Raw genomic sequence first — 21,568 nt, forward strand, 5'->3', positions numbered from 1 at the left:
ATCACATCTGCGAGCCAGATCGAAAAAAGTCGCACAAGTCACAATTTTTATGCAAATTAAGTAACAACCTCACCCGACGTTGGGTTATCAATAGTGCCCATCCCGGCTGAAGCCCGGCAATGTCTGAAAATCAATGCGCTGTACCGCGTCAGGAGTTATACGTTGGACCAGAAGCAACCTTCATCTGCTGCCACCATGAGAGATGTGGCCGAGAAAGCCGGCGTCTCTACCGCCACGGTTTCTCGCGCGCTGATGAACCCGGAAAAAGTCTCGGCTGCCACCCGGCAGAAAGTAGAACAAGCGGTGATTGATGTCGGCTATGCGCCACACGGGCTGGCGCGCAATGCCAAACGCGGCGAAACGCAAACCATATTGGTAATAGTGCCGGACATCTGCGATCCGTTCTTTAGTGAAATCATCCGTGGCGTCGAAGTCACCGCGGCGCAGGAAGGCTATCTGGTGTTGATTGGCGACTGCGCACATCAGGATCAGCAGGAAAAAACCTTCCTCAACCTGATGTTGACGCGCCAAATCGACGGCATGGTGCTGCTGGGCTCACAACTGCCGTTCGATGCAGGAATTGAAGATCAGCGTAACCTGCCGCCGATGGTGATGGGCAACGAATTCGCCCCGGAAATGGCTCTGCCTACCGTGCACATTGATAACCTGACGGCGGCATTTGAAGCTGTCAATCATCTGCTGCAACTCGGTCATCGCCAGATTGCCTGCATTACCGGGCCGGAACATATCCCGCTCAGCCAGTATCGTTTACAAGGCTACATTCAGGCTCTGCGCCGCAGCAGTATCGCCATTGATCCCACGATGATTGTGCACGGTGATTTCACCTTCGAAGCTGGTGCCAGTGCGCTGAAACAGTTGATGAGCTTACCGCAGCCGCCGAAAGCCATTTTCTGCCACAGCGACTTGATGGCATTAGGTGCAATGAATCAGGCACGAAAGCTGGGCATGTGCATTCCGCAGGATCTTTCCGTGGTGGGATTTGACGATATCGAACTGGCGCAGTATTACGATCCCCCACTCACCACCGTGGCACAGCCGCGATTTGCCATTGGTCGTGAGGCGATGCTGCTGTTGCTGGATGAACTGCAGGGCAAACGCGTCAACAACGGCTCACGTTTACTCGACGCGGAATTACGCGTGCGCGGAAGCACCGCACCCGCCACAAAAACGGGAAAAATGGTCTAGGCTTCACTGCATTTTCAGCGGATTCTGAAGGCAGACTCTGCTGGTCAAAGTTCCAGCCCTTGAGTAACATGACGCATTCGTTGCCGGGCAATTAACAGAACTTTTACACCCGTCTTAATTTAGGGTTTCGCCCATTGGCATTTTTTTGAAGGGTATCAGAACGAAAGTGGCACAGAGAGATTATGTAGGCCGCGGGCGTTCAACAGGGACGCGTCGCAAAAAACCCGCTGCAGGCCGCAGTAAGAAAAGCAAAGGCGGCTCCGGCACGTCAAAGTTGATGATCGTACTGGCCGTGGCCGTGCTGGTCACCTTTGCCGGTGGTTTATGGTTCATCTCTCATCATAAAAAAGAAGAGACTGAGGTCATTCCGAATCATAAAGCCAACGGCAACGGCCTTCCGCCTAAGCCGGAAGAGCGCTGGAAATACATCAAAGAGCTGGAAAATCGCCAAATCACCGTGCCGACGCCGACTGAACCGTCTGCTGGTGGTGGTGTGCAATCACAAACACAGCTGACGGATGAGCAGCGCCAATTGCTGGAACAGATGCAGGCTGATATGCGCCAGCAACCGACGCAGCTCAACGAAGTGCCGTGGAACGAACAAACTCCGGCACAGCGTCAGCAAACTCTGCAACGCCAGCAGCAGGTTCAACAACAGCAACAGATGCAGCGCCAGCAGCAACAGTTACAGCAGCAACAACGTCAACAGCAGTTGCAGCAACAGCAGGCGACGCGTCAACAACAACAGCCAGCGCCGATAACGCGTGAACCAGTGCAACAGCCGAAACCGCAGGAAACGGCAAAAGCGAAACCGGAAGAGAAAGCCGCTTCGCAGCGCTGGATGGTGCAGTGTGGATCGTTCAAAGGCACTGACCAGGCAGAGTCTGTGCGCGCAGGTCTGGCTTTTGAAGGTTTCGAGAGTCGTATCACCACCAGCGGTGGCTGGAATCGTGTGGTAATCGGGCCGTTTAAAGATCGCAGCAGCGCTGACAGCACGGTCAAACGCTTACACAGCTCCGGACACGGAAGCTGCATTCCTCTCGCTTTACCTTAAGTCATTCGCCTCGCGGCAAGTGCGTGAATCCCCTGAGCTTGCATCAGTAAGTTACAGGGGTGAACGCACCTCGCCAACGTACCGGCCATTTCAAGTAAGACAAATCTCGGGGTTGAAACCCTTCAAACCTACCCCATATCTGGTTGCATGATACTCCGCGCTCTGTGCGCGAAGTTACTTATCCACTGCAACAAGGGGTCTGCCCGTGACAACAATAGTAAGTGTACGACGCAACGGCCGAGTCGTGATTGGCGGTGATGGCCAGGCTACGCTCGGCAATACCGTGATGAAAGGCAACGTGAAGAAAGTGCGTCGTCTCTACAATGACAAAGTGATCGCTGGTTTTGCTGGCGGCACCGCAGATGCCTTCACCCTGTTTGAACTGTTCGAGCGCAAGCTGGAAATGCATCAAGGTCACCTGGTGAAAGCCGCGGTCGAGTTGGCAAAAGACTGGCGTACCGATCGCATGCTGCGCCGTCTTGAAGCGCTGCTGGCGGTAGCTGATGAGAACTCCTCACTGATCATCAGCGGTAATGGTGACGTCATTCAGCCGGAAAATGATCTGATTGCTATCGGTTCTGGTGGGCCTTACGCCCAGGCAGCGGCTCGAGCCCTGCTGGAGAACACCGACATTGGTGCGCACGATATCGTTGAGAAGGCGCTGAACATCGCTGGCGATATCTGCATTTACACCAACCACAACATCAACTTCGAAGAATTACCGTCTAAGGCTAAGGACTAAACATCATGTCTGAGATGACTCCCCGCGAGATTGTCAGCGAGCTTAACCGCTTTATCATCGGCCAGGACGGCGCCAAGAAGGCCGTGGCGATTGCACTGCGTAACCGCTGGCGCCGCATGCAGCTCGACGAAGAGCTGCGCCATGAAGTGACGCCAAAAAATATTCTGATGATTGGCCCGACCGGTGTCGGTAAAACCGAAATCGCGCGTCGTCTGGCAAAACTCGCCAATGCGCCTTTCATCAAAGTCGAAGCCACGAAATTCACCGAAGTGGGTTACGTGGGTAAAGAAGTCGACTCGATTATTCGCGATCTGACCGACTCTGCCATCAAAATGGTGCGCAGCCAGGCCATCGAGAAAAACAAATACCGCGCCGAAGAGATGGCGGAAGAGCGCATTCTTGATGTGCTGATCCCACCGGCGAAAAATAACTGGGGCCAGGCTGAGCACGCTGCCGAACCTTCTGCGGCCCGTCAGTCATTCCGCAAGAAACTGCGTGAAGGCCAGCTGGATGATAAAGAGATTGAGATCGATCTGGCCGCATCCGCAGCCGGTGTTGAAATCATGGCGCCTCCAGGCATGGAAGAGATGACCAGCCAACTGCAGTCGATGTTCCAGAACCTCGGCGGCCAGAAGCAGAAAGCGCGCAAGCTGAAGATCAAAGAAGCCATGAAGCTGCTGATTGAAGAAGAAGCGGCAAAACTGGTGAATCCAGAAGAACTGAAGCAAGACGCCATCGAAGCCGTTGAGCAGCACGGTATCGTGTTCATTGATGAAATCGATAAGATCTGTAAGCGCGGCGGCCAGAATGCGGGCGGCCCGGATGTATCACGCGAAGGTGTACAGCGCGACCTGCTGCCACTGGTGGAAGGCTGCACCGTGTCCACTAAGCACGGCATGGTGAAAACTGATCACATTCTGTTTATCGCTTCAGGCGCGTTCCAGGTCGCCAGCCCGTCAGATCTGATTCCAGAACTGCAGGGTCGCTTGCCGATTCGTGTAGAGCTGCAGGCGCTGACCGTGAATGATTTCGAACGTATTCTGACGGAGCCAAACGCGTCTGTAACCGTACAGTACAAAGCGCTGATGGGCACTGAAGGCGTGAACGTTGATTTCACCGAAGACGGCATCCGTCGCATCGCCGAAGCCGCATGGCAGGTGAACGAAACGACTGAAAACATCGGTGCGCGTCGTCTGCACACCGTGCTTGAGCGTCTGATGGAAGACATTTCCTATGACGCCAGCGATCGCAACGGCGAATCCATCACCATCGATGCTGATTACGTTGGCAAACACCTGGACGAACTGGTGGCCGACGAAGATCTCAGCCGCTTTATTCTGTAAGGGTTACATCGTTATCCGCTGCCCGGCCACTGTGCCGGGCATTTTTTTACGCAGGATATTGATGCAGCGCTTTTTTTAGCGGGTGATGATTTTGCCAACAATCGTCAGATAGCGATATACTTACCGCTCCTGTGGCAAACAGACGATACCCTCATGAAATACGATACTTCCGAACTCTGTGACATCTACCATGAAGAAGTGAACGTGGTTGAACCGCTCTTTTCCAATTTTGGCGGACGCACCTCATTCGGTGGGCAAATCACCACAGTGAAATGTTTCGAAGACAACGGCCTGCTTTACGATCTGCTGGAAGAGAATGGCCGGGGTCGCGTGTTAGTGATTGATGGCGGCGGCTCGGTACGTCGTGCTCTGGTTGATGCGCAACTGGCGCGTCTGGCAGCGCAAAACGAGTGGGAAGGCCTGGTGATCTACGGCTCAGTGCGTCAGGTGGACGATTTGGAAGAGCTGGAAATTGGTATTCAGGCGATTGCCGCGATTCCGGTCGGTGCGGCGGGCGAAGGGATTGGCGAAAGTGATGTGCGCGTTAACTTTGGCGGCGTAACCTTCTTCTCTGGAGACCATCTTTATGCTGATAACACCGGCATCATTCTGTCGGAAGACGCCCTCGATATCGAGTAAGCCTCAACAAAAACGGGTGCCGCAGCACCCGTCATGGGTTTAAGCATAGACGCTTAAACCTCTTCCATTTTTCCCAACAGTGCACGCAGACGCTCCTGCCACACATGCTGTTCTTCTTTCAGATGCTGGTTTTCACGCACCAGTGCATCCTGGTTGCCGGAAGCCTGGCTGGCTTCGTTACGCAGCGTATTATTCTGATCTTTCAGCTCTTCAATTTCCATCTGCAACAGGGTGATGGTATCAATCGCCTGCTGTACTTTCGCTTCCAGTTTCTCGAACACTTCAAATGACATCTTTATGACCTCTCCTAAATCTCTTGCAAGGCGTTGATGGTGCTGGGACTGCCTTGTTATGGTGCGTCCAGCCACGATGTCTCGATTGTATGTAGCCACACCCCGCAAGTCCAGCGACACAAGGCCTGCACGGGCAGTCTGTAACACTTTTCAGTTAATGCTTAAAAAAACGCTCACGATCGCGCATTTTTGCGCGCGGTCACGATATTGGACTTAAGTAAAGCAGGGTTAATGGCCCTTAAAGAAAGGTAAAAGACGCGAAAACGCGCATTTTTATGACGGAGTACACATATTTCGATTTCGCTATTTCTCGTTTATGCTCGTTAACGATAAATTCACATCAGCCCTACATAAGAGCTGGGTGACTCATGGATTGAGAACAAAAACTGATAAAATTTAACCTCGCTTCAGGAATGCCATTATGAGTCAGACAACGAACACACTAAAAGGTCAATGCATCGCCGAGTTTCTCGGTACCGGTTTGATCATCTTTTTTGGTGCAGGCTGTGTTGCTGCATTAAAACTGGCTGGTGCCGCATTCGGTCAGTGGGAAATCTGTATTATCTGGGGTCTTGCTGTCTCCATGGCCGTGTATCTCAGTGCGGGCGTATCCGGCGCGCATTTAAATCCAGCGGTAACGGTCGCGCTGTGCCTGTTTGCTAACTTTGAAGGCCGCAAAGTGCTGCCTTACATCCTGGCGCAGGTTGCCGGTGCCTTCTGTGCGGCGGCGCTGGTTTATGGCCTCTACTACAATTTGTTCTTTGATTATGAAGCCAGCCATCAAATGGTGCGAGGCAGCGTGCAGAGCCTCGATCTGGCCGGTATCTTCTCAACCTACCCTAACCCGCACATCAGTGTCGGTCAGGCGTTCCTGGTTGAGATGGTGATTACGGCGGTACTGATGGCGGTGATCATGGCGCTGACCGATGACGGCAATGGCGTACCACGTGGTCCACTGGCTCCGCTGTTAATTGGTCTGCTGGTTGCCGTGATTGGTGGTTCAATGGGCCCGCTCACCGGCTTCGCACTCAACCCGGCGCGTGACTTCGGTCCTAAGCTGTTCGCCTTCATCGCAGGTTGGGGTGATGTGGCCTTCACCGGCGGCAAAGATATTCCTTACTTCCTGGTTCCGATTTTTGGCCCACTGGTGGGTGCTTGCCTCGGAGCCTTCGGTTACCGTTCACTGATTGGCCGTAACCTGCCGGTCAACGTGGCGGAAGCCAGCAAAACAGAAAAACCGGTCGCACGCGCTGAGCAGCGTAAAGCGTAAGTTTCATCGTTAATCATCAGGAAAATAAAATGACTACGACTGATAAAAAATACATTCTCGCGCTCGATCAGGGCACGACCAGCTCGCGTGCCGTGGTACTCGATCATGACGCGAACATCGTCGCCGTCTCGCAGCGCGAATTCACCCAGATTTACCCGAAAGCGGGCTGGGTAGAACACGACCCAATGGACATCTGGGCGTCACAAAGCTCAACGCTGGTCGAAGTGCTGGCCCATGCCGACATCCGTTCTGATGAGATTGCCGCGATTGGTATCACCAACCAACGTGAAACTGCCATCGTGTGGGATAAAGAGACCGGTAAGCCGATCTATAACGCCATCGTCTGGCAGGATCCACGTACAGCGGACTATTGTAACAAGCTGAAGAAAGAGGGTCTGGAAGAGTACATCCAGCACACCACCGGTCTGGTGATTAACCCTTACTTCTCAGGCACCAAAGTGAAGTGGATCCTCGACAACGTTGAAGGTGCGCGCGAGCGTGCAAAACGTGGCGAGCTGCTGTTTGGTACCGTTGATACCTGGCTGGTATGGAAAATGACCCAGGGGCGTGTGCACATCACCGACCACACCAACGCCTCTCGTACCATGATGTACAACATCCACAAGCTGGAGTGGGATGAGCGTATGCTGGAGATCCTCGATATTCCGCGCGAAATGCTGCCGGAAGTGAAAGGCTCTTCTGAAATCTACGGCCAGACCAACATCGGGGGTAAAGGCGGTACGCGTATTCCAATCGCGGGTATTGCAGGTGACCAACAGGCAGCCCTGTACGGCCAGCTGTGCGTACAACCGGGTATGGCGAAAAACACCTACGGTACCGGCTGCTTCATGTTGATGAACACCGGCACCGAAGCCGTGACTTCAACGCACGGTCTGCTGACCACCATTGCTTGCGGCCCGCGTGGCGAAGTGAACTACGCACTGGAAGGTGCGGTGTTCATCGGCGGAGCCTCCATTCAGTGGCTGCGTGATGAGATGAAGCTGATCAGCGATTCAACCGACTCTGAATACTTCGCGCTGAAAGTGAAGGACACCAACGGCGTCTACATGGTGCCTGCGTTTACCGGTCTGGGTGCGCCTTACTGGGATCCGTATGCCCGTGGCGCCATCTTCGGTCTGACCCGTGGTGCCAACGCAAATCACATCATCCGTGCAACCCTGGAATCGATTGCTTACCAGACGCGTGACGTGCTGGAAGCGATGCAGAACGATGCAGGCACCCGTCTGCAATCTCTGCGCGTGGACGGTGGTGCGGTCGCCAACAACTTCCTGATGCAGTTCCAGTCAGACATTCTCGGTACGCGCGTTGAGCGTCCGGAAGTACGTGAAGTGACCGCGCTGGGTGCAGCTTACCTTGCTGGCCTGGCGGTGGGCTTCTGGAGCGATCTGGAGGAAGTACGTGCGAAAGCGGTCGTTGAACGTGAGTTCCGCCCAAGCATCGAAACCACCGAACGCAACGTGCGCTATGCAGGCTGGAAGAAAGCCGTGGCGCGTGCGCAAGCGTGGGAAGACGCTGAGTAATACCTTTGACCCGCGGCACCTTGCCGCGGGTTTTTCTCCCCGCCCTGCTTTCTCCTCCGTGTTACACTACATGCCTGTTTTTTATCAGGTGCAACCATGAAACGAGAACTCGCGATTGAATTTTCCCGTGTGACCGAAGCCGCTGCATTAGCGGGCTATCACTGGTTAGGACGCGGCGATAAAAATGCGGCCGACGGTGCAGCCGTCCACGCTATGCGCATTATGCTCAATACCATTGATATCGACGGTCAGATTGTGATTGGCGAAGGTGAAATTGACGAAGCGCCGATGCTCTTTATCGGTGAAAAAGTCGGTACCGGCCGTGGGGATGCGGTGGATATCGCTGTCGATCCTATCGAAGGCACACGCATGACGGCGATGGGTCAGGCCAACGCACTGGCAGTATTAGCCGTGGGCGATAAAGGTAGCTTCCTGCACGCACCTGATATGTACATGGAAAAACTGATTGTCGGGCCCGGCGCGCGCGGTGCTATCGATCTCAACCTGCCGCTCGAAGCCAATCTGAAGAACATCGCCATCGCTCTGGATAAACCCCTCAGCCAGCTGACCGTGTCGATTCTGGCTAAGCCGCGCCATGACGCGGTGATCGCTCAGCTCCAGCAGCTCGGCGTGCGTGTTTTTGCCTTCCCGGATGGTGATGTTGCGGCCTCGATTTTGACCTGCATGCCTGACAGCGAAGTGGATGTACTTTACGGTATCGGCGGTGCGCCAGAAGGTGTGGTGTCCGCTGCAGTGATCCGTGCAATGGATGGCGACATGCAGGCTCGCCTATTGGCGCGCCACGACGTCAAAGGCGACAGTGAAGAGAACCGTCGTTTGGGCGAGCAGGAGCTGCAACGTTGTGCTGAAATGGGCATTAAAGCCGGAGAAGTGCTGAAGCTGGAAGAGATGGCGCGTAACGATAATGTGATTTTCGCCGCCACCGGTATCACCACCGGTGACCTGCTGAAAGGCATTACACGTAAAGGCAACATCGCTACCAGCGAAACCCTGCTGGTGCGCGGTAAATCACGCACCATCCGCCGCATCCAGTCGATTCATTATCTGGATCGCAAAGACGCGGCGCTGCATCAGTTTATCCTGTAATCGCCTGTTTGCCGCTCTCCGGATGACGTGAGAGCGGCCACCAGCACAGTAGCATCACCAGCGACGTGACAAACATCAGCATCCCGAGGCTCGACTGATCGTGCTGCGGCAGTAGCGCCGACAGCCAGGCAATTACGCCAGAGCCCAAATTCTGTATGCCACCAATCAGCGCGCCCGCACTCCCTGCTAACCATGCATACGGCTCCATCGCACCGGATGTTGCCAATGGGAACAGCATCCCGGCACCAAAGAAGAACAGTGCGGCAGGCACCAGCAGTGTCCAGATATTCATGATGCCGAACCATGCCGGAATCCACATCAGCAGCCCCGCCAGCAAGCAACTGTTCACGCCGTACCACATCAGCGTATGCCAGGACTTCTGCTCGCGTCCGGCAAACCACGCACCAAAAAAGGCGGCCGGGATCGGCAGGATAAACAGAATGCTGACGGTGATGCCATCCAGACCGAGCACGCCCCCCATCAACACACCACAGCTGGCTTCAAACACTGCGATGCCTGCCAGGGCGCCTACCAGCAGCAGCAGATAGCGGATAAAATTCCCGTCGCTAAGTAAGGTGGCATAACGGCGCAGAAACGGTGTGGCAGGCGTATCCACGGGACGCGTTTCGGGTAGCCAGCGCGCCATGGAAGCTGTGACGCCGACGCACAGCAATAGCAGAAAGGCAAAACAAGCGTGCCAGCCAAACAGGTGCGTCAGTAGCGCGCCAATCACCGGTGCCAGCAGCGGGCTCACCAGAATTCCCATATTCAGCAGACTATTGGCCTGGCGCAGGGCGATACCGGAATAGAGATCGCGCGGCATAGTGCGCGCCATCACCCCCGCGACGCCAGTACCCAAACCCTGCACCGCGCTGCCCAGCACCAAAATCTGCAGTGATGGCGCAAACATGGCGATCAATGCCCCCACGGCAAAGATCGTCATACCGATAAGGATCACCGGACGACGGCCAAAGCTATCTGACAACGGACCATAGATCAGTTGTGATCCACCATAGGTCATCAAATAAGCGGCCATGACCTGCTGCATGCTGCCACTGCGTACGTTCAGGGCTTCGGCCATGTTCGCCATCGCCGGCACATAGATGGTTTGCGCCATCTGTCCGACCGCCACCAGCACGATCAGCATGAATAACAGGAAGCGGTTTTGTGTTTTATTCTTCAACATGGAACAAAATGTCTGCCTGAGAAACAAAATAAAAGCAGCACTAAAAAAGGCTGCTGGCGATTAATGGCGGCAAAAATATCAGGATTGCGTGACAAATCGAGAGGTGAGTGCAAAGCGACTGGCGCAGTGGTGTCAAGATTACTTACCGGGTCGTAACCCGACCGCTACAGTTGATGTGGAGTGCGCATGATTTGTCGCTGAGAGCCCTTTACTCTCCGCTGGGCTGGAAATCTGTGAGAGGGCTGACGATGATAGTGATACGCCTGAATAATCAATAATAAGGAGCGATCATGGCAGAGTGGATCAATGCGGAAGTGAAAGAAGTGAAAAACTGGACCGATGCACTGTTCAGCCTGCGCGTTACCGCGCCGATTGATACCTTTACCGCCGGGCAGTTTGCCAAGCTGGCGCTGGAAATTGATGGTGAACGCGTGCAACGCGCCTATTCATATGTGAATGCACCGCGCGATCGCTTACTGGAGTTCTATCTGGTAACCGTGCCAGAGGGTAAGCTCAGTCCACGTTTGCAGGCATTGCAGCCTGGCGATCAGGTGATGGTGACCAAAGAAGCTGCCGGATTCTTTGTACTCAATGAAATTCCCGATTGCAGTACGCTATGGATGCTGGCCACTGGCACGGCGATCGGTCCTTATTTATCGATTCTGCAACAGGGTGAAGACCTGGAACGGTTTGATAACATTGTGCTGGTACATGCGGCACGTTTCGCCAATGACCTGAGCTTCCTGCCGTTGATGCAGCAGCTGCAACAGCGTTATCAGGGCAAATTGCATATTCAGACGGTGGTGAGTCGCGAAGAGATCGCCGGTTCGCTGCACGGTCGTGTTCCGCAGCTCATTGAGAGCGGTGAACTTGAACGTGCGGTGGGTTTGCCGATGACCGCTGACACCAGCCACGTGATGCTGTGTGGTAACCCGCAAATGGTGCGCGATACCCAGCAATTGCTGAAAGATACGCGTGAGATGCGTAAACATTTCAAACGCAAACCCGGCCATATGACCAGCGAGCATTACTGGTAATCCGTGTGGTGTGAAGAATGTCAGACTTTTCCCTGTGCGGGTTTTGACTTTGGTCGGTAAAAACCGTTCTAATCGTGGGCTAAGTGAATGATTTAGGGCCGAAGCAATGAAGAACCTGCCAGTCGCGCTGCTCTTAAGCGTCGCGCTGACATTTCCCGCCTGGGCGGAGGATGCGACACCGCAGGATCGAAGCGATCACCTGCCTGCCGCCCCTTATCTATTGGCAGGTGCCCCCACCTTCGATATGACCATCGCGCAGTTCCGCGAGAAGTACAACGCAACGAATCCGGACCTGCCGTTGCAGGAATATCGTGCGATTGATAATCGAGACGATAAAAGCAACCTGACGCGCGCCGCCAGCAAGATCAATGAAACACTCTATGCTTCTACCGCGCTGGAGCAGGGCACCGGAAAAATCAAAACGCTGCAAATTACCTGGCTACCGGTTCCCGGCCCGGATATGAAAGCCGCGCAGGCACGTGCGATGGATTACATGACAGCATTATTGCGATTTTTTGTCCCAGGTTTATCGCCTGCAGATGGACGCAAAAAGCTTGATGCACTGCTCAGCGCAGGCAAAGGCGCACGCTATTTTGCCAGTACTGAAGGCGCATTGCGTTTTGTGGTCGCGGATAACGGTGACAAAGGATTAACCTTCGCGGTTGAGCCAATAAAACTGGCGCTCGCGACCCCTTGATCACCGCGGCAAAAATGACGAAAAGCAAAGCCAGCGACACGTTTGATCTCTATACTGTCTGGCAGACATCGCTGCCCGATGGCAGCGCTATTTCATGAATCGCGTTATGCGGAGGAAAGAATGCGACATCCACTGGTTATGGGTAACTGGAAACTGAATGGCAGCAAGCACATGGCAGGCGAGCTGATTGAAGGTCTGCGCAAAGAGCTGTCTGGTGTTGAAGGTTGTGGCGTAGCAATTGCTCCACCCACTCTCTATCTTGACCTGGCAAAACACGCCGTCTCCGGCAGCCACATTGCCCTGGGTGCACAGAACGTTGACGTTAACCTGTCTGGCGCATTCACCGGTGAAACCTCCGCAGAAATGCTGAAAGATGTCGGCGCGAAATACATCATCATCGGCCACTCTGAGCGTCGTACTTACCACAAAGAAAGCGACGAGTTCATCGCGAAGAAATTTGCTGTTCTGAAAGCAGCCGGCCTGGTGCCAGTCCTGTGCATCGGTGAAACTGAAGCAGAGAACGAAGCGGGCAAGACTGAAGAAGTGTGCGCACGTCAGATCGACGCCGTGCTGGAAACTCAGGGTGCGGCTGCGTTCGAAGGCGTGGTTATCGCTTATGAGCCAGTCTGGGCGATCGGTACCGGCAAATCCGCTACACCTGCGCAGGCCCAGGCCGTGCACAAATTCATTCGTGACCATATCGCGAAGAAAGATGCGGCGATTGCTCAGCAGGTTATCATTCAGTACGGCGGTTCTGTTAACGACAAAAATGCCGCAGAACTGTTCACCCAGCCAGATATCGATGGCGCGCTGGTTGGCGGTGCTTCACTGAAAGCCGATGCGTTCGCAGTGATCGTGAAAGCAGCTGCAGCAGCGAAAAACGCGTAAGTTTTTTCGGTGTGGAACAAGGCGGCTGATGAGCCGCCTTTTTTGTTGCCAGAGATGCGTACTGAGACATGTAACTCATACACTGTGGAAGATGTGATGAACAGTTCTGGACCCCCCCAGCGTGCTTATACGCTTCATTGAAGCTTTAGATTGGAAGCCATGGCTAATGGTTCAAAATCTGGCATTGGTGGTCCTGCAACTCCTCCGCAGAACCGCTGTTTAGCATTAACCAGTTACGTTCCAGCGCCAGCAACGCTAAGCGCCCATCCGGTAATTCCGCCAGTGCCATCCCATATTTTCCCATCTCGCTGCGCGCATTAGGCACTTCAGTCGCCAGACGAATAAAGACACTTTGCTGCGCCAGTTCAGCCGTCGACAGTGTGCGAATCAAATAGCGATGTTTGCGCAGCGTGGCTGGTTGCCACTGTTCATTGAGCTTAGGGCTTAACGCATCAAGCCGCTGGCGCACATCAGGACGCAGACAGGAGATGTGGATGTGCAGTTGATTCTGCGTACGGCCATATTGCGCATTAATCGCCAGTGACAGCACGCTATCATCAATCGGTGCACCGCGTTTTTTGGCCAACAGACTGCGCTGCAGCCAGGCGGCGGCAAACAGATTGGGCGTGGTGGGTTCGAGAATAATCGGGCTTTCCATGCCAGTGATTTTTTCAATCGGCATCAGTAAATACTGCAGTGGACCGTTGAGGTCTTTCAGCGTGACATAACCCTGTGCCGTATTCACTTGCTGACAAGGGGAGGGATTGCCACCTTTCGCTAGATTGGGCACGCACTTTTCACTGATGATCTGCCAGAGGGCATTGGAGTTTTTCTGGAAATGGAAGGCGCTGACGATCAGTCCGACAATCAGCACCAGCAGTAAAACGGTTAGCAACTTCAGGGTGCGACGACTTCCCTGCATGGCCGAATTCCTCTGTTCATCACCTGCCAGCATCCTCGCCTGCCGTCTGGGCAATGTCACGGACTTTTACTGCTGTGTAATGCAAAACGGTCAGCATCAGGCTGACCGTTTCAGTTTGATGTGATGACGATTACGGTTTCATGACCTGATCGTAACTACCACCATCGGCGAAGTGCGCTTTCTGCGCTTGCGTCCAGCCACCGAACTTGCTGTCGATAGTGAACAGTTTCACCGGCGCAAAGGTGCTGGCAAACTTTTTCGCGACTTCAGGATCGCGTGGACGATAAAAGTTTTCCGCTGCGATGGTCTGGCCTTCTGGTGAGTAGAGATACTTCAGGTAATCTTCGGCCACTTTACGCGTGCCCTGCTCATCCACCACCTTATCGACCACCGAAACGGTTGGTTCTGCCAGGATCGATTCGCTTGGCGTGACGATTTCGAACTTGTCTTTACCCAGCTTGTTCACCGCCAGATACGCTTCGTTTTCCCAGGCAATCAGCACATCGCCTATGCCACGTTCAACGAAGGTGTTGGTGGCGCCACGTGCACCGGAGTCCTGCACTTCTACGTTCTTGAAAAGCGCCTTCACATACGCCAGTGCTTTGGTCTGGTCACCGTTGTTTTGATCCAGCGCCCAGCCCCACGCGGCCAAATAGTTCCAGCGTGCGCCACCTGAAGTTTTCGGGTTCGGGGTGATCACCGATACGCCAGGTTTAATTAAATCGTTCCAGTCATGAATGCCCTTCGGGTTGCCCTTACGGACCAGGAACACGATGGTGGAAGTATAAGGGGCGGAGTTGTCTGGCAGGCGCTTAATCCAGTTTTTATCGATCCGTCCACGGTCAGCAATAGCATCCACGTCAGACTGCAGCGCCAGGGTCACGACATCAGCACGAATGCCGTTGATCACAGAGGTCGCCTGCTTCCCTGAACCGCCATGAGACTGACGGATCACCACATTGTCGCCCGTTTCCTGCTTGTAATGTGCGCTAAACGCTTTGTTGTACTGCTCATACAGCTCTCGCGTCGGATCGTAAGAAACGTTTAACAGCTGGATATCCTTTGCCAAAACACTGGTGGAAGCCAGTAACAGGGTGACACCAATACTCCACTTGTTCATTGCTTGCTCTCCCGAGGTCGTTATAGAACAAGACTGACATAAACCAATTCAATGATTAAAGAATTAAAAATAAGTGGTTATAACCGGAGGGAATATAAGGGGGAATATAAAAAGGCACGGTGGAGGCCGCGCCCTGATTTAGTTTGATTAGTAGAGTTTTTTCGCCGTATCCAGCCAGTCGCGCTTGAATGGGCGCTTCATGTTTTCAATCGCGTCAATGATGTCGTGATGCACCATCTTCTCATTCTGAATACCGACACAACGTCCGCCGTAGCCCTGCAACAGCAGTTCGATGGAGTAAGCACCCATACGTGACGCCAGGATACGGTCGTAAGCACATGGCGCACCGCCACGCTGAATATGCCCAAGCACAGTTGCACGTGTTTCGCGTTTGGTTTCTGCTTCGATGTAATGCGCCAAATCGTCGATATCACAGATGTGTTCGGTAATGGCCACAATGGCATGTTTTTTACCTTTGGCGATACCCGCTTTGATCTCTTCGACCAGTTCTTCACGGGTATAAGGAATTTCCGGCAGCACGATAAATTCACAACCACCGGCGATGGAAGCAGCCAGAGTCAGATCGCCGCAGTAACGACCCATCACTTCCACGATGGAAATGCGCTGATGCGAAGAGGAGGTGTCGCGCAGACGGTCAATCGCTTCAACAACGGTTTCCAGCGCCGTGAAGTAACCGATGGTGTAATCGGTACCGGCAACGTCATTATCGATGGTGCCTGGCAGACCAATGCACGGGAAACCCATTTCCGTCAGACGTTTGGCACCCATGTAGGAACCGTCACCGCCGATGACAACCAGCGCGTCAATGCCGCGCTTCTTCATGTTCTCAATGGCAACCTGACGAACTTCCTCATTACGGAAATCCGGGAAGCGTGCAGAACCGAGGAAAGTGCCGCCACGGTTGATCATGTCGGACACGCTGTAACGGTCGAGGTTGATCATACGGTCTTCATACAATCCCAGATAGCCGTCGTAGATACCAAAAACTTCAAGGCCTTCACTCAGCGCGGAACGGACAACTCCGCGGATGGCTGCGTTCATGCCTGGGGCGTCACCGCCGCTGGTCAGTACTCCGATTTTTTTGATCATGACAACCTCTGGATTGTTCAAAACTAAGGATTATTCCTGCCTGCCGACCGGTGTAAACCCGCTCACGATCGTGCGGCTTAATAGTTGCAGATAGTATATCAAAGGCTTGATGCTGAATTGATTCAGGTCAGACAAGTTTTCGCTATTTTTTTACAGAGTTGTTAGCGTTACGTCATTTTTATAACGCAACGCCATGATATTTAAACGCTAAAACTGGAAAAAGCCTTGCTGATTTTCAGGCACCACCGAACAGGGATCCTGATGGATGATAACATCCGAACCGGGAAACTTAAGCCGGAGTGCTTGCTCGATCTGATCCGCTACCTGATGCGCCTGCACCAGCGGCAGGTGGTCATCCATTTCCAGATGAAGCTGGATAAAACGGGTTGGCCCGGATTGACGCGTACGCAGTGCATGGGCACCGCGCACACCTGGCCAGTCGCTAACCAAATCGATAATCGCCTGCTTCTCTTCTTCCGGCAATGCGCGGTCCAGCAAAGATTGCACCGCTTCATAACCCATGCGCAAAGCGTTATAGAGGATGTACACCCCAATCCCCAGCGCAAAGAGCGCATCTGCCCGGACAAAACCATAGCTGCTTAACACCAAAGCCACCAGGATCGCGCCGTTCATCACCACGTCAGATTGATAGTGCAGCATATCCGCACGTATCGCCTGACTGCGTGTCCGACGCACCATCCAGCGCTGGAAAGTCACCAGTAACAGGGTGGATAAAAGGGCGATCACAGTGACGACGATACCGACCAGCGGCGCACGTAATATATTGGGTGAGGCCAGATGCTGAATACCCGTGAGAAATAAAAACAGTGCCGAGCCGGAAATAAACATGCTTTGTGCCAGTGCGGCAAGCGACTCCGCTTTACCGTGGCCGAAGGTGTGATCAGCGTCCGCAGGCTGGAGTGAATAGCGCACCACCAGTAAATTGGTGAGCGATGCAGCGATATCCACCAGTGAATCGACCAGGGCGGCCAACATACTGACTGAGCCGGTCAGCCACCAGGCAAAAATTTTCACGATCAACAGTAATGTCGCCAGCGTCGTTGCCGCCAGCGCCGCGCGGTTGACGAGTTTCGCGTAGGAGGGATCCATGCCATGCCTCATAGAAGCGTCTGCTCAGCGCAACGCCTTTAGTCACATAATGGCTCAAGTTTATCATCGGCAAGCGTAAGCTGCGTGAATTGAATATTAAGGTGATGATACAGCACAGGATTGGCAGATAAAAAAAACCCCCGCATCATGCGGGGGAAGACAGGGATGGTGTCTATGGCAAGGAAAACAGGGATACTATGTTACTGGTTACTGCTGGTACTACTCACTGCATGCAGCGGTGATGATGGCTGCAATCCTGAGAGCTGACGCATATCGTTAAGTCGCCGCTCATAATTCTTCTGCAATGTCGCTTGCTGTGCAGGCGTTAGCAGGTGATACATCTGGTTGCGAACCCGAGCCATCTCAACTTGCAGTTCTATCTGCGCGCGGGCTTGTTTCTCTGCCTGCTGTCGGATAGCCGATTCGTTAAATTTGTCTGCAATGACAAGGTCATGCATAGTTTCAATATCCTGAACGCTCATAGCCGGGCGCTCATGTCGTGCTTGCTGCATCAGGTCTCGCATCTGTTGCCGCTGTTGTTCAGTCAGCTCAATGCCATCGAACATGTGGCTTTGCGGATTTTGCGTCATACTGCCTGTCGTCAATCCGCCGTTATGATGCATCTCGTCAATCGTCGTCGTGTCTGCTGCTTCTGCGCTGGCGTGACTGAGAACCATCGCTGAGGCAATGACGACGGCGGTTAAGTAGCGCATCGTTTACTCCCAGTTCGTTCCGTTTTGCGATTCAACGAGAGCTAGTGTACGGCGATAGCTGCAAACATCCGTCAGGGGGTGTAAAACTACGTAAAGCGTTGGATTGCAAGTCAAGGAACACGGTATTTTGCCTGCGGAGGGCAACAAAAAATGAATAAAATCCTGTTGGTTGATGACGACCGCGAATTAACTTCGCTGCTTAAAGAACTGCTTGAGATGGAAGGTTTTGAGGTGATTGTCGCCAGCGATGGTGAGCAGGCGCTTAACCTGCTGGATAACAGCGTTGACTTGTTATTACTCGACGTCATGATGCCGAAGAAGAACGGTATTGATACGTTGAAAGAATTACGACAACAGCACCAAACTCCGGTCATTATGCTGACCGCTCGTGGTAGTGAGTTGGATCGTGTTCTTGGCCTTGAGCTGGGCGCGGATGACTATCTACCAAAACCGTTTAATGACCGTGAACTGGTGGCGCGTATTCGGGCTATTTTGCGCCGTTCAAACTGGAGCGAACAACAACAGCAGCATGATAATAGTTCACCCACGCTGGAAGTGGATTGCCTGCGCCTCAACCCAGGCCGCCAGGAAGCCAGCTTCGATAGTGAAACGCTGGATCTGACGGGCACGGAATTCACTCTGCTCTATTTGCTGGCACAGCACTTAGGTCAGGTCGTGTCGCGTGAGCACCTCAGTCAGGAAGTGCTGGGTAAACGCCTGACGCCGTTTGACCGCGCGATTGATATGCACATTTCAAACCTGCGTCGTAAATTGCCGGAACGTCGTGATGGTCATCCGTGGTTTAAAACGCTACGCGGACGCGGCTATCTGATGGTTTCGGCATCATGATTGGAAGTTTGACCACCCGCATCTTCGCCATTTTCTGGCTCACCCTGGCGCTGGTGTTGATGCTGGTTTTGATGGTGCCCAAACTCGACTCACGCCAGATGACTGCACTGCTGGAAAGTGAGCAACGACAGGGCACCATGATTGAACAGCATGTTGAAGCTGAGTTATCGCAAGATCCCCCTAACGACCTGATGTGGTGGCGCAGGCTCTTTCGCGCCATCGACAAATGGGCCCCACCCGGCCAACGCTTGTTATTGGTGACCAGCGAAGGCCGGGTGATCGGAGCGCAGCATAATGAAATGCAGGTGATTCGTAACTTTATCGGCCAGTCTGATAATGCCGATCATCCGCAGAAGAAAAAGTATGGTCGTGTGGAGATGGTGGGCCCGTTCGCCGTGCAGGATGGTGAAGATAACTATCAGCTCTACCTGATCCGACCCGCCACCAGTTCTCAACTGGACTTCGTCAATCTACTGTTTGACCGTCCGTTATTGCTGCTGATTGTCACCATGCTGATTAGCTCGCCACTGCTGTTATGGCTGGCGTGGAGCCTGGCGCGTCCAGCGCGCAAACTGAAACATGCTGCCGATGAAGTGGCGAGCGGAAACTTACGCCAGCATCCTGAACTGGAATCCGGTCCACAGGAATTCCTGGCAGCAGGTTCAAGTTTCAACCAAATGGTGAGCGCACTTGAACGCATGATGACCGCACAGCAGCGTTTGTTATCCGATATCAGTCATGAATTACGCACGCCACTGACACGTTTGCAGTTGGCTACCGCCCTACTGCGCCGTCGAAATGGTGAAGGTAAAGAACTTCAGCGTATCGAAACGGAAGCCCAGCGGCTTGATGGCATGATTAACGATTTGCTGGTGCTCTCACGCACTCAGCATAAAAATGCCTTAGTCAGTGAAGCGATGAAGGCGAACCAGCTGTGGAACGGTGTACTGGAAGATGCCAAATTTGAAGCCGAGCAGATGGGTAAAACCATGGATGTGCCGTATCCGCCTGGTCCGTGGCCACTGTACGGCAACCCGCATGCCCTGGAGAGCGCACTGGAAAACATCGTGCGTAATGCGCTGCGTTATTCCCACACGCATATCAGCGTGAGTTTCTCGGTGGATATTCAGGGTATTACCGTTCACGTTGATGACGATGGCCCAGGCGTCAGCGCTGAAGATCGCGAGCAGATTTTCCGCCCCTTCTATCGCACTGATGAAGCACGCGACCGTGAATCTGGTGGCACCGGTCTCGGACTGGCGATTGTGGAAACAGCCGTGCAACAGCATCGCGGTTGGGTGAAAGCCGATGACAGCCCATTAGGGGGGCTGCGCCTTACACTCTGGTTGCCGCTGTACTCCGCTCGTCAATAATTTGCTATGCTTCGGCCCTCGTTTCCGGGGGCCTTATGCTGAACATCGTTTTATTTGAACCAGAAATTCCGCCAAATACGGGCAATATCATCCGCTTGTGTGCCAATACAGGCTTCCAATTGCATCTTATTGAGCCACTGGGCTTTGCCTGGGATGACAAGCGTCTGCGCCGCGCCGGGCTCGATTATCACGAATACACCTCACTCAAAAAACACGCCAATTACACTGCGTTTATCGAGTCTGAAGCACCACAGCGTCTGTTTGCACTCACCACCAAAGGCACACCTGCCCACAGCGCTGTGAGCTATCAGAAAGGGGATTATTTATTGTTTGGACCTGAGAGCCGTGGTTTGCCGGCAGAGATACTGAACGCGCTGCCAGCAGAGCAGAAGATCCGCATCCCAATGATGGCTGAAAGTCGCAGTATGAATCTGTCGAATGCGGTATCAGTGGTGGTGTATGAAGCGTGGCGCCAGCTTGATTATGCTGGCGCACTGATCAAGAGCTAAATTCCGTCGCCGTACTCGAAGCCCGCGCCGTTGAAGAGTTGGTCCATATCCATCGAAGGTTTATCACTGGTGGGTTTGCCAACGATACGCGCAGGCACACCGGCTGCCGTGGTATGCGGCGGCACTGGTTGTAGTACCACCGAACCTGCACCAATTTTCGCGCCGCGCCCCACTTCAATGTTACCGAGAATCTTGGCACCTGCGCCAATCATCACACCTTCACGGATTTTCGGATGGCGATCGCCGCTGGTTTTTCCGGTACCGCCTAGCGTGACCGACTGCAAAATCGACACGTCATTTTCCACTACGGCGGTTTCACCAATCACGATACCGGTAGCATGATCGAGCATGATGCCGCGACCAATACGGGCTGCCGGGTGGATATCCACTGCAAAGGAGACGGAGATTTCGTTCTGCAAATAGACGGCTAACGCGCGGCGGCCCTCTTTCCAGAGCCAGTGGCCGATGCGATAAGCCTGTAATGCATGGAAGCCTTTCAGATACAGCAATGGCGTTGAATACTTATCAACGGCAGGATCGCGCTGGCGCACGGCTTGAATATCGTAAGCTGCAGAGACAATCATCTCTGGATCTTCGCGATACGCTTCCTCAACGATTTCGCGTACCGCAATGGCTGGCATGATCGGGTTGGCAAGTTTGTTCGCCAGCATGTAGCTTAGTGCGCTGCCAAGATTTTCGTGCTTGAGCAAAGTCGCGTGATAAAAGCTGGCCAGCATGGGTTCACAATCAGCCAGCGCTCTGGCTTCAGCTTTGATGTTGTTCCAGACCAGTTCTAACTCTTCTGACGACATTGCTCTGTGCTCCCGATAAAAAAAGCGCCTGAGAGGCGCTGCAGGTG

Annotated in this window: 22 protein-coding genes; 14 read left to right on the top strand and 8 right to left on the bottom strand. The window is 53.6% G+C overall.

Annotated features, from left to right (window positions below; all coding sequences use genetic code 11):
- Positions 1-162: 162 nt before the first annotated feature.
- From cytR to rraA, 5 genes are all read left to right on the top strand, one after another.
- Positions 163-1,206, top strand: a complete 1,044-nt coding sequence (gene cytR / locus AC1MDE_RS20535) for a DNA-binding transcriptional regulator CytR (RefSeq protein WP_058960110.1) — start codon at positions 163-165, stop codon at positions 1,204-1,206.
- Positions 1,207-1,372: 166 nt separating this feature from the next.
- A complete protein-coding gene (gene ftsN, locus AC1MDE_RS20540; protein ID WP_479402955.1) occupies positions 1,373-2,260 on the top strand; it encodes a cell division protein FtsN in 888 nt (295 codons plus the stop codon).
- A gap of 205 nt (positions 2,261-2,465) precedes the next feature.
- Positions 2,466-3,002, top strand: coding sequence for an ATP-dependent protease subunit HslV (gene hslV, locus AC1MDE_RS20545; protein WP_071845580.1), 537 nt, complete (start codon positions 2,466-2,468; stop codon positions 3,000-3,002).
- 5 nt (positions 3,003-3,007) lie between these two features.
- Positions 3,008-4,345: an HslU--HslV peptidase ATPase subunit gene (hslU, locus tag AC1MDE_RS20550; protein WP_038644089.1), complete on the top strand. Its 1,338-nt coding sequence runs from the start codon at positions 3,008-3,010 to the stop codon at positions 4,343-4,345.
- Positions 4,346-4,498: 153 nt separating this feature from the next.
- Positions 4,499-4,984: a ribonuclease E activity regulator RraA gene (gene rraA, locus AC1MDE_RS20555; protein ID WP_034823742.1), complete on the top strand. Its 486-nt coding sequence runs from the start codon at positions 4,499-4,501 to the stop codon at positions 4,982-4,984.
- A 53-nt stretch (positions 4,985-5,037) separates the two neighbouring features.
- On the opposite strand, the gene zapB is transcribed toward rraA, so the two are convergent.
- A complete protein-coding gene (zapB, locus tag AC1MDE_RS20560; RefSeq protein ID WP_034823745.1) occupies positions 5,038-5,277 on the bottom strand; it encodes a cell division protein ZapB in 240 nt (79 codons plus the stop codon).
- Between the two features lie 421 nt (positions 5,278-5,698).
- On the opposite strand from zapB, the gene AC1MDE_RS20565 reads away from it, so the two are divergent.
- The 3 genes from AC1MDE_RS20565 to glpX all read left to right on the top strand — a co-directional run bounded on the left by AC1MDE_RS20565 (position 5,699) and on the right by glpX (position 9,195).
- Positions 5,699-6,547 carry an MIP/aquaporin family protein gene (locus AC1MDE_RS20565; protein ID WP_034823747.1) on the top strand — a complete coding sequence of 283 codons (849 nt, stop codon included), beginning with the start codon at positions 5,699-5,701 and terminating at the stop codon, positions 6,545-6,547.
- A gap of 29 nt (positions 6,548-6,576) precedes the next feature.
- On the top strand, positions 6,577-8,088 hold the full coding sequence (gene glpK / locus AC1MDE_RS20570) for a glycerol kinase GlpK (RefSeq protein WP_058960112.1): 1,512 nt from the start codon (positions 6,577-6,579) through the stop codon (positions 8,086-8,088).
- 96 nt (positions 8,089-8,184) lie between these two features.
- On the top strand, positions 8,185-9,195 hold the full coding sequence (glpX, locus tag AC1MDE_RS20575; protein ID WP_479414894.1) for a class II fructose-bisphosphatase: 1,011 nt from the start codon (positions 8,185-8,187) through the stop codon (positions 9,193-9,195).
- On the opposite strand, the gene emrD is transcribed toward glpX, so the two are convergent.
- On the bottom strand, positions 9,185-10,381 hold the full coding sequence (emrD, locus tag AC1MDE_RS20580; protein ID WP_058960114.1) for a multidrug efflux MFS transporter EmrD: 1,197 nt from the start codon (positions 10,379-10,381) through the stop codon (positions 9,185-9,187). The two genes, glpX and emrD, sit on opposite strands and share 11 nt — an antisense overlap.
- 290 nt (positions 10,382-10,671) lie before the next feature.
- Here emrD and fpr point away from each other — a divergent pair, with 290 nt between their 5' ends.
- The 3 genes from fpr to tpiA all read left to right on the top strand — a co-directional run bounded on the left by fpr (position 10,672) and on the right by tpiA (position 13,003).
- Complete coding sequence (gene fpr, locus AC1MDE_RS20585) at positions 10,672-11,418, top strand: ferredoxin--NADP(+) reductase (protein ID WP_480345056.1); 747 nt, start codon at positions 10,672-10,674, stop codon at positions 11,416-11,418.
- Between the two features lie 106 nt (positions 11,419-11,524).
- A complete protein-coding gene (locus tag AC1MDE_RS20590; RefSeq protein WP_034823757.1) occupies positions 11,525-12,115 on the top strand; it encodes a YiiQ family protein in 591 nt (196 codons plus the stop codon).
- Positions 12,116-12,235: 120 nt separating this feature from the next.
- On the top strand, positions 12,236-13,003 hold the full coding sequence (gene tpiA / locus AC1MDE_RS20595; protein ID WP_034823759.1) for a triose-phosphate isomerase: 768 nt from the start codon (positions 12,236-12,238) through the stop codon (positions 13,001-13,003).
- A gap of 163 nt (positions 13,004-13,166) precedes the next feature.
- On the opposite strand, the gene AC1MDE_RS20600 is transcribed toward tpiA, so the two are convergent.
- The 5 genes from AC1MDE_RS20600 to cpxP form a co-directional block, all read right to left on the bottom strand.
- Positions 13,167-13,925 carry a CDP-diacylglycerol diphosphatase gene (locus AC1MDE_RS20600; RefSeq protein WP_058960116.1) on the bottom strand — a complete coding sequence of 253 codons (759 nt, stop codon included), beginning with the start codon at positions 13,923-13,925 and terminating at the stop codon, positions 13,167-13,169.
- Positions 13,926-14,055: 130 nt separating this feature from the next.
- Positions 14,056-15,045, bottom strand: coding sequence for a sulfate ABC transporter substrate-binding protein (locus AC1MDE_RS20605; protein ID WP_058960117.1), 990 nt, complete (start codon positions 15,043-15,045; stop codon positions 14,056-14,058).
- A gap of 147 nt (positions 15,046-15,192) precedes the next feature.
- On the bottom strand, positions 15,193-16,155 hold the full coding sequence (gene pfkA, locus AC1MDE_RS20610) for a 6-phosphofructokinase (protein WP_034823768.1): 963 nt from the start codon (positions 16,153-16,155) through the stop codon (positions 15,193-15,195).
- A 207-nt stretch (positions 16,156-16,362) separates the two neighbouring features.
- The gene (gene fieF, locus AC1MDE_RS20615) at positions 16,363-17,265 is read right to left on the bottom strand and encodes a CDF family cation-efflux transporter FieF (protein ID WP_480345057.1); all 903 of its coding nucleotides are present in this window, start codon (positions 17,263-17,265) and stop codon (positions 16,363-16,365) included.
- Between the two features lie 200 nt (positions 17,266-17,465).
- Positions 17,466-17,978 carry a cell-envelope stress modulator CpxP gene (gene cpxP / locus AC1MDE_RS20620; RefSeq protein WP_034823772.1) on the bottom strand — a complete coding sequence of 171 codons (513 nt, stop codon included), beginning with the start codon at positions 17,976-17,978 and terminating at the stop codon, positions 17,466-17,468.
- Positions 17,979-18,128: 150 nt separating this feature from the next.
- Here cpxP and cpxR point away from each other — a divergent pair, with 150 nt between their 5' ends.
- The 3 genes from cpxR to trmL are packed head-to-tail and all read left to right on the top strand — an operon-like array spanning position 18,129 to position 20,709.
- Positions 18,129-18,827 (top strand): envelope stress response regulator transcription factor CpxR, encoded by a 699-nt coding sequence (cpxR, locus tag AC1MDE_RS20625; RefSeq protein WP_034823774.1) that lies wholly within the window; start codon positions 18,129-18,131, stop codon positions 18,825-18,827.
- Positions 18,824-20,200 (top strand): envelope stress sensor histidine kinase CpxA, encoded by a 1,377-nt coding sequence (gene cpxA / locus AC1MDE_RS20630; protein ID WP_034823776.1) that lies wholly within the window; start codon positions 18,824-18,826, stop codon positions 20,198-20,200. Before cpxR ends, cpxA begins: the two co-directional genes overlap by 4 nt.
- 35 nt (positions 20,201-20,235) lie before the next feature.
- Complete coding sequence (trmL, locus tag AC1MDE_RS20635) at positions 20,236-20,709, top strand: tRNA (uridine(34)/cytosine(34)/5-carboxymethylaminomethyluridine(34)-2'-O)-methyltransferase TrmL (RefSeq protein WP_058960119.1); 474 nt, start codon at positions 20,236-20,238, stop codon at positions 20,707-20,709.
- On the opposite strand, the gene cysE is transcribed toward trmL, so the two are convergent.
- A complete protein-coding gene (gene cysE / locus AC1MDE_RS20640; RefSeq protein ID WP_034823780.1) occupies positions 20,706-21,521 on the bottom strand; it encodes a serine O-acetyltransferase in 816 nt (271 codons plus the stop codon). The genes trmL and cysE overlap by 4 nt on opposite strands.
- Between the last annotated feature and the right edge of the window lie 47 nt (positions 21,522-21,568).

Source organism: Pantoea folii (genome assembly GCF_056678875.1).

Bases quoted from the DNA above. Each gene is read 5' to 3' on its own strand.
- hslU (WP_038644089.1), top strand. From the start codon at position 3,008: ATGTCTGAGATGACTCCCCGCGAGATTGTCAGCGAGCTTAACCGCTTT.
- fpr (WP_480345056.1), top strand. From the start codon at position 10,672: ATGGCAGAGTGGATCAATGCGGAAGTGAAAGAAGTGAAAAACTGGACC.
- emrD (WP_058960114.1), bottom strand. From the start codon at position 10,381: ATGTTGAAGAATAAAACACAAAACCGCTTCCTGTTATTCATGCTGATC.
- cysE (WP_034823780.1), bottom strand. From the start codon at position 21,521: ATGTCGTCAGAAGAGTTAGAACTGGTCTGGAACAACATCAAAGCTGAA.
- cpxR (WP_034823774.1), top strand. From the start codon at position 18,129: ATGAATAAAATCCTGTTGGTTGATGACGACCGCGAATTAACTTCGCTG.
- cpxA (WP_034823776.1), top strand. From the start codon at position 18,824: ATGATTGGAAGTTTGACCACCCGCATCTTCGCCATTTTCTGGCTCACC.
- zapB (WP_034823745.1), bottom strand. From the start codon at position 5,277: ATGTCATTTGAAGTGTTCGAGAAACTGGAAGCGAAAGTACAGCAGGCG.
- tpiA (WP_034823759.1), top strand. From the start codon at position 12,236: ATGCGACATCCACTGGTTATGGGTAACTGGAAACTGAATGGCAGCAAG.
- pfkA (WP_034823768.1), bottom strand. From the start codon at position 16,155: ATGATCAAAAAAATCGGAGTACTGACCAGCGGCGGTGACGCCCCAGGC.
- rraA (WP_034823742.1), top strand. From the start codon at position 4,499: ATGAAATACGATACTTCCGAACTCTGTGACATCTACCATGAAGAAGTG.
- trmL (WP_058960119.1), top strand. From the start codon at position 20,236: ATGCTGAACATCGTTTTATTTGAACCAGAAATTCCGCCAAATACGGGC.
- cpxP (WP_034823772.1), bottom strand. From the start codon at position 17,978: ATGCGCTACTTAACCGCCGTCGTCATTGCCTCAGCGATGGTTCTCAGT.
- AC1MDE_RS20590 (WP_034823757.1), top strand. From the start codon at position 11,525: ATGAAGAACCTGCCAGTCGCGCTGCTCTTAAGCGTCGCGCTGACATTT.
- glpX (WP_479414894.1), top strand. From the start codon at position 8,185: ATGAAACGAGAACTCGCGATTGAATTTTCCCGTGTGACCGAAGCCGCT.
- AC1MDE_RS20565 (WP_034823747.1), top strand. From the start codon at position 5,699: ATGAGTCAGACAACGAACACACTAAAAGGTCAATGCATCGCCGAGTTT.
- glpK (WP_058960112.1), top strand. From the start codon at position 6,577: ATGACTACGACTGATAAAAAATACATTCTCGCGCTCGATCAGGGCACG.
- fieF (WP_480345057.1), bottom strand. From the start codon at position 17,265: ATGGATCCCTCCTACGCGAAACTCGTCAACCGCGCGGCGCTGGCGGCA.
- AC1MDE_RS20605 (WP_058960117.1), bottom strand. From the start codon at position 15,045: ATGAACAAGTGGAGTATTGGTGTCACCCTGTTACTGGCTTCCACCAGT.
- AC1MDE_RS20600 (WP_058960116.1), bottom strand. From the start codon at position 13,925: ATGCAGGGAAGTCGTCGCACCCTGAAGTTGCTAACCGTTTTACTGCTG.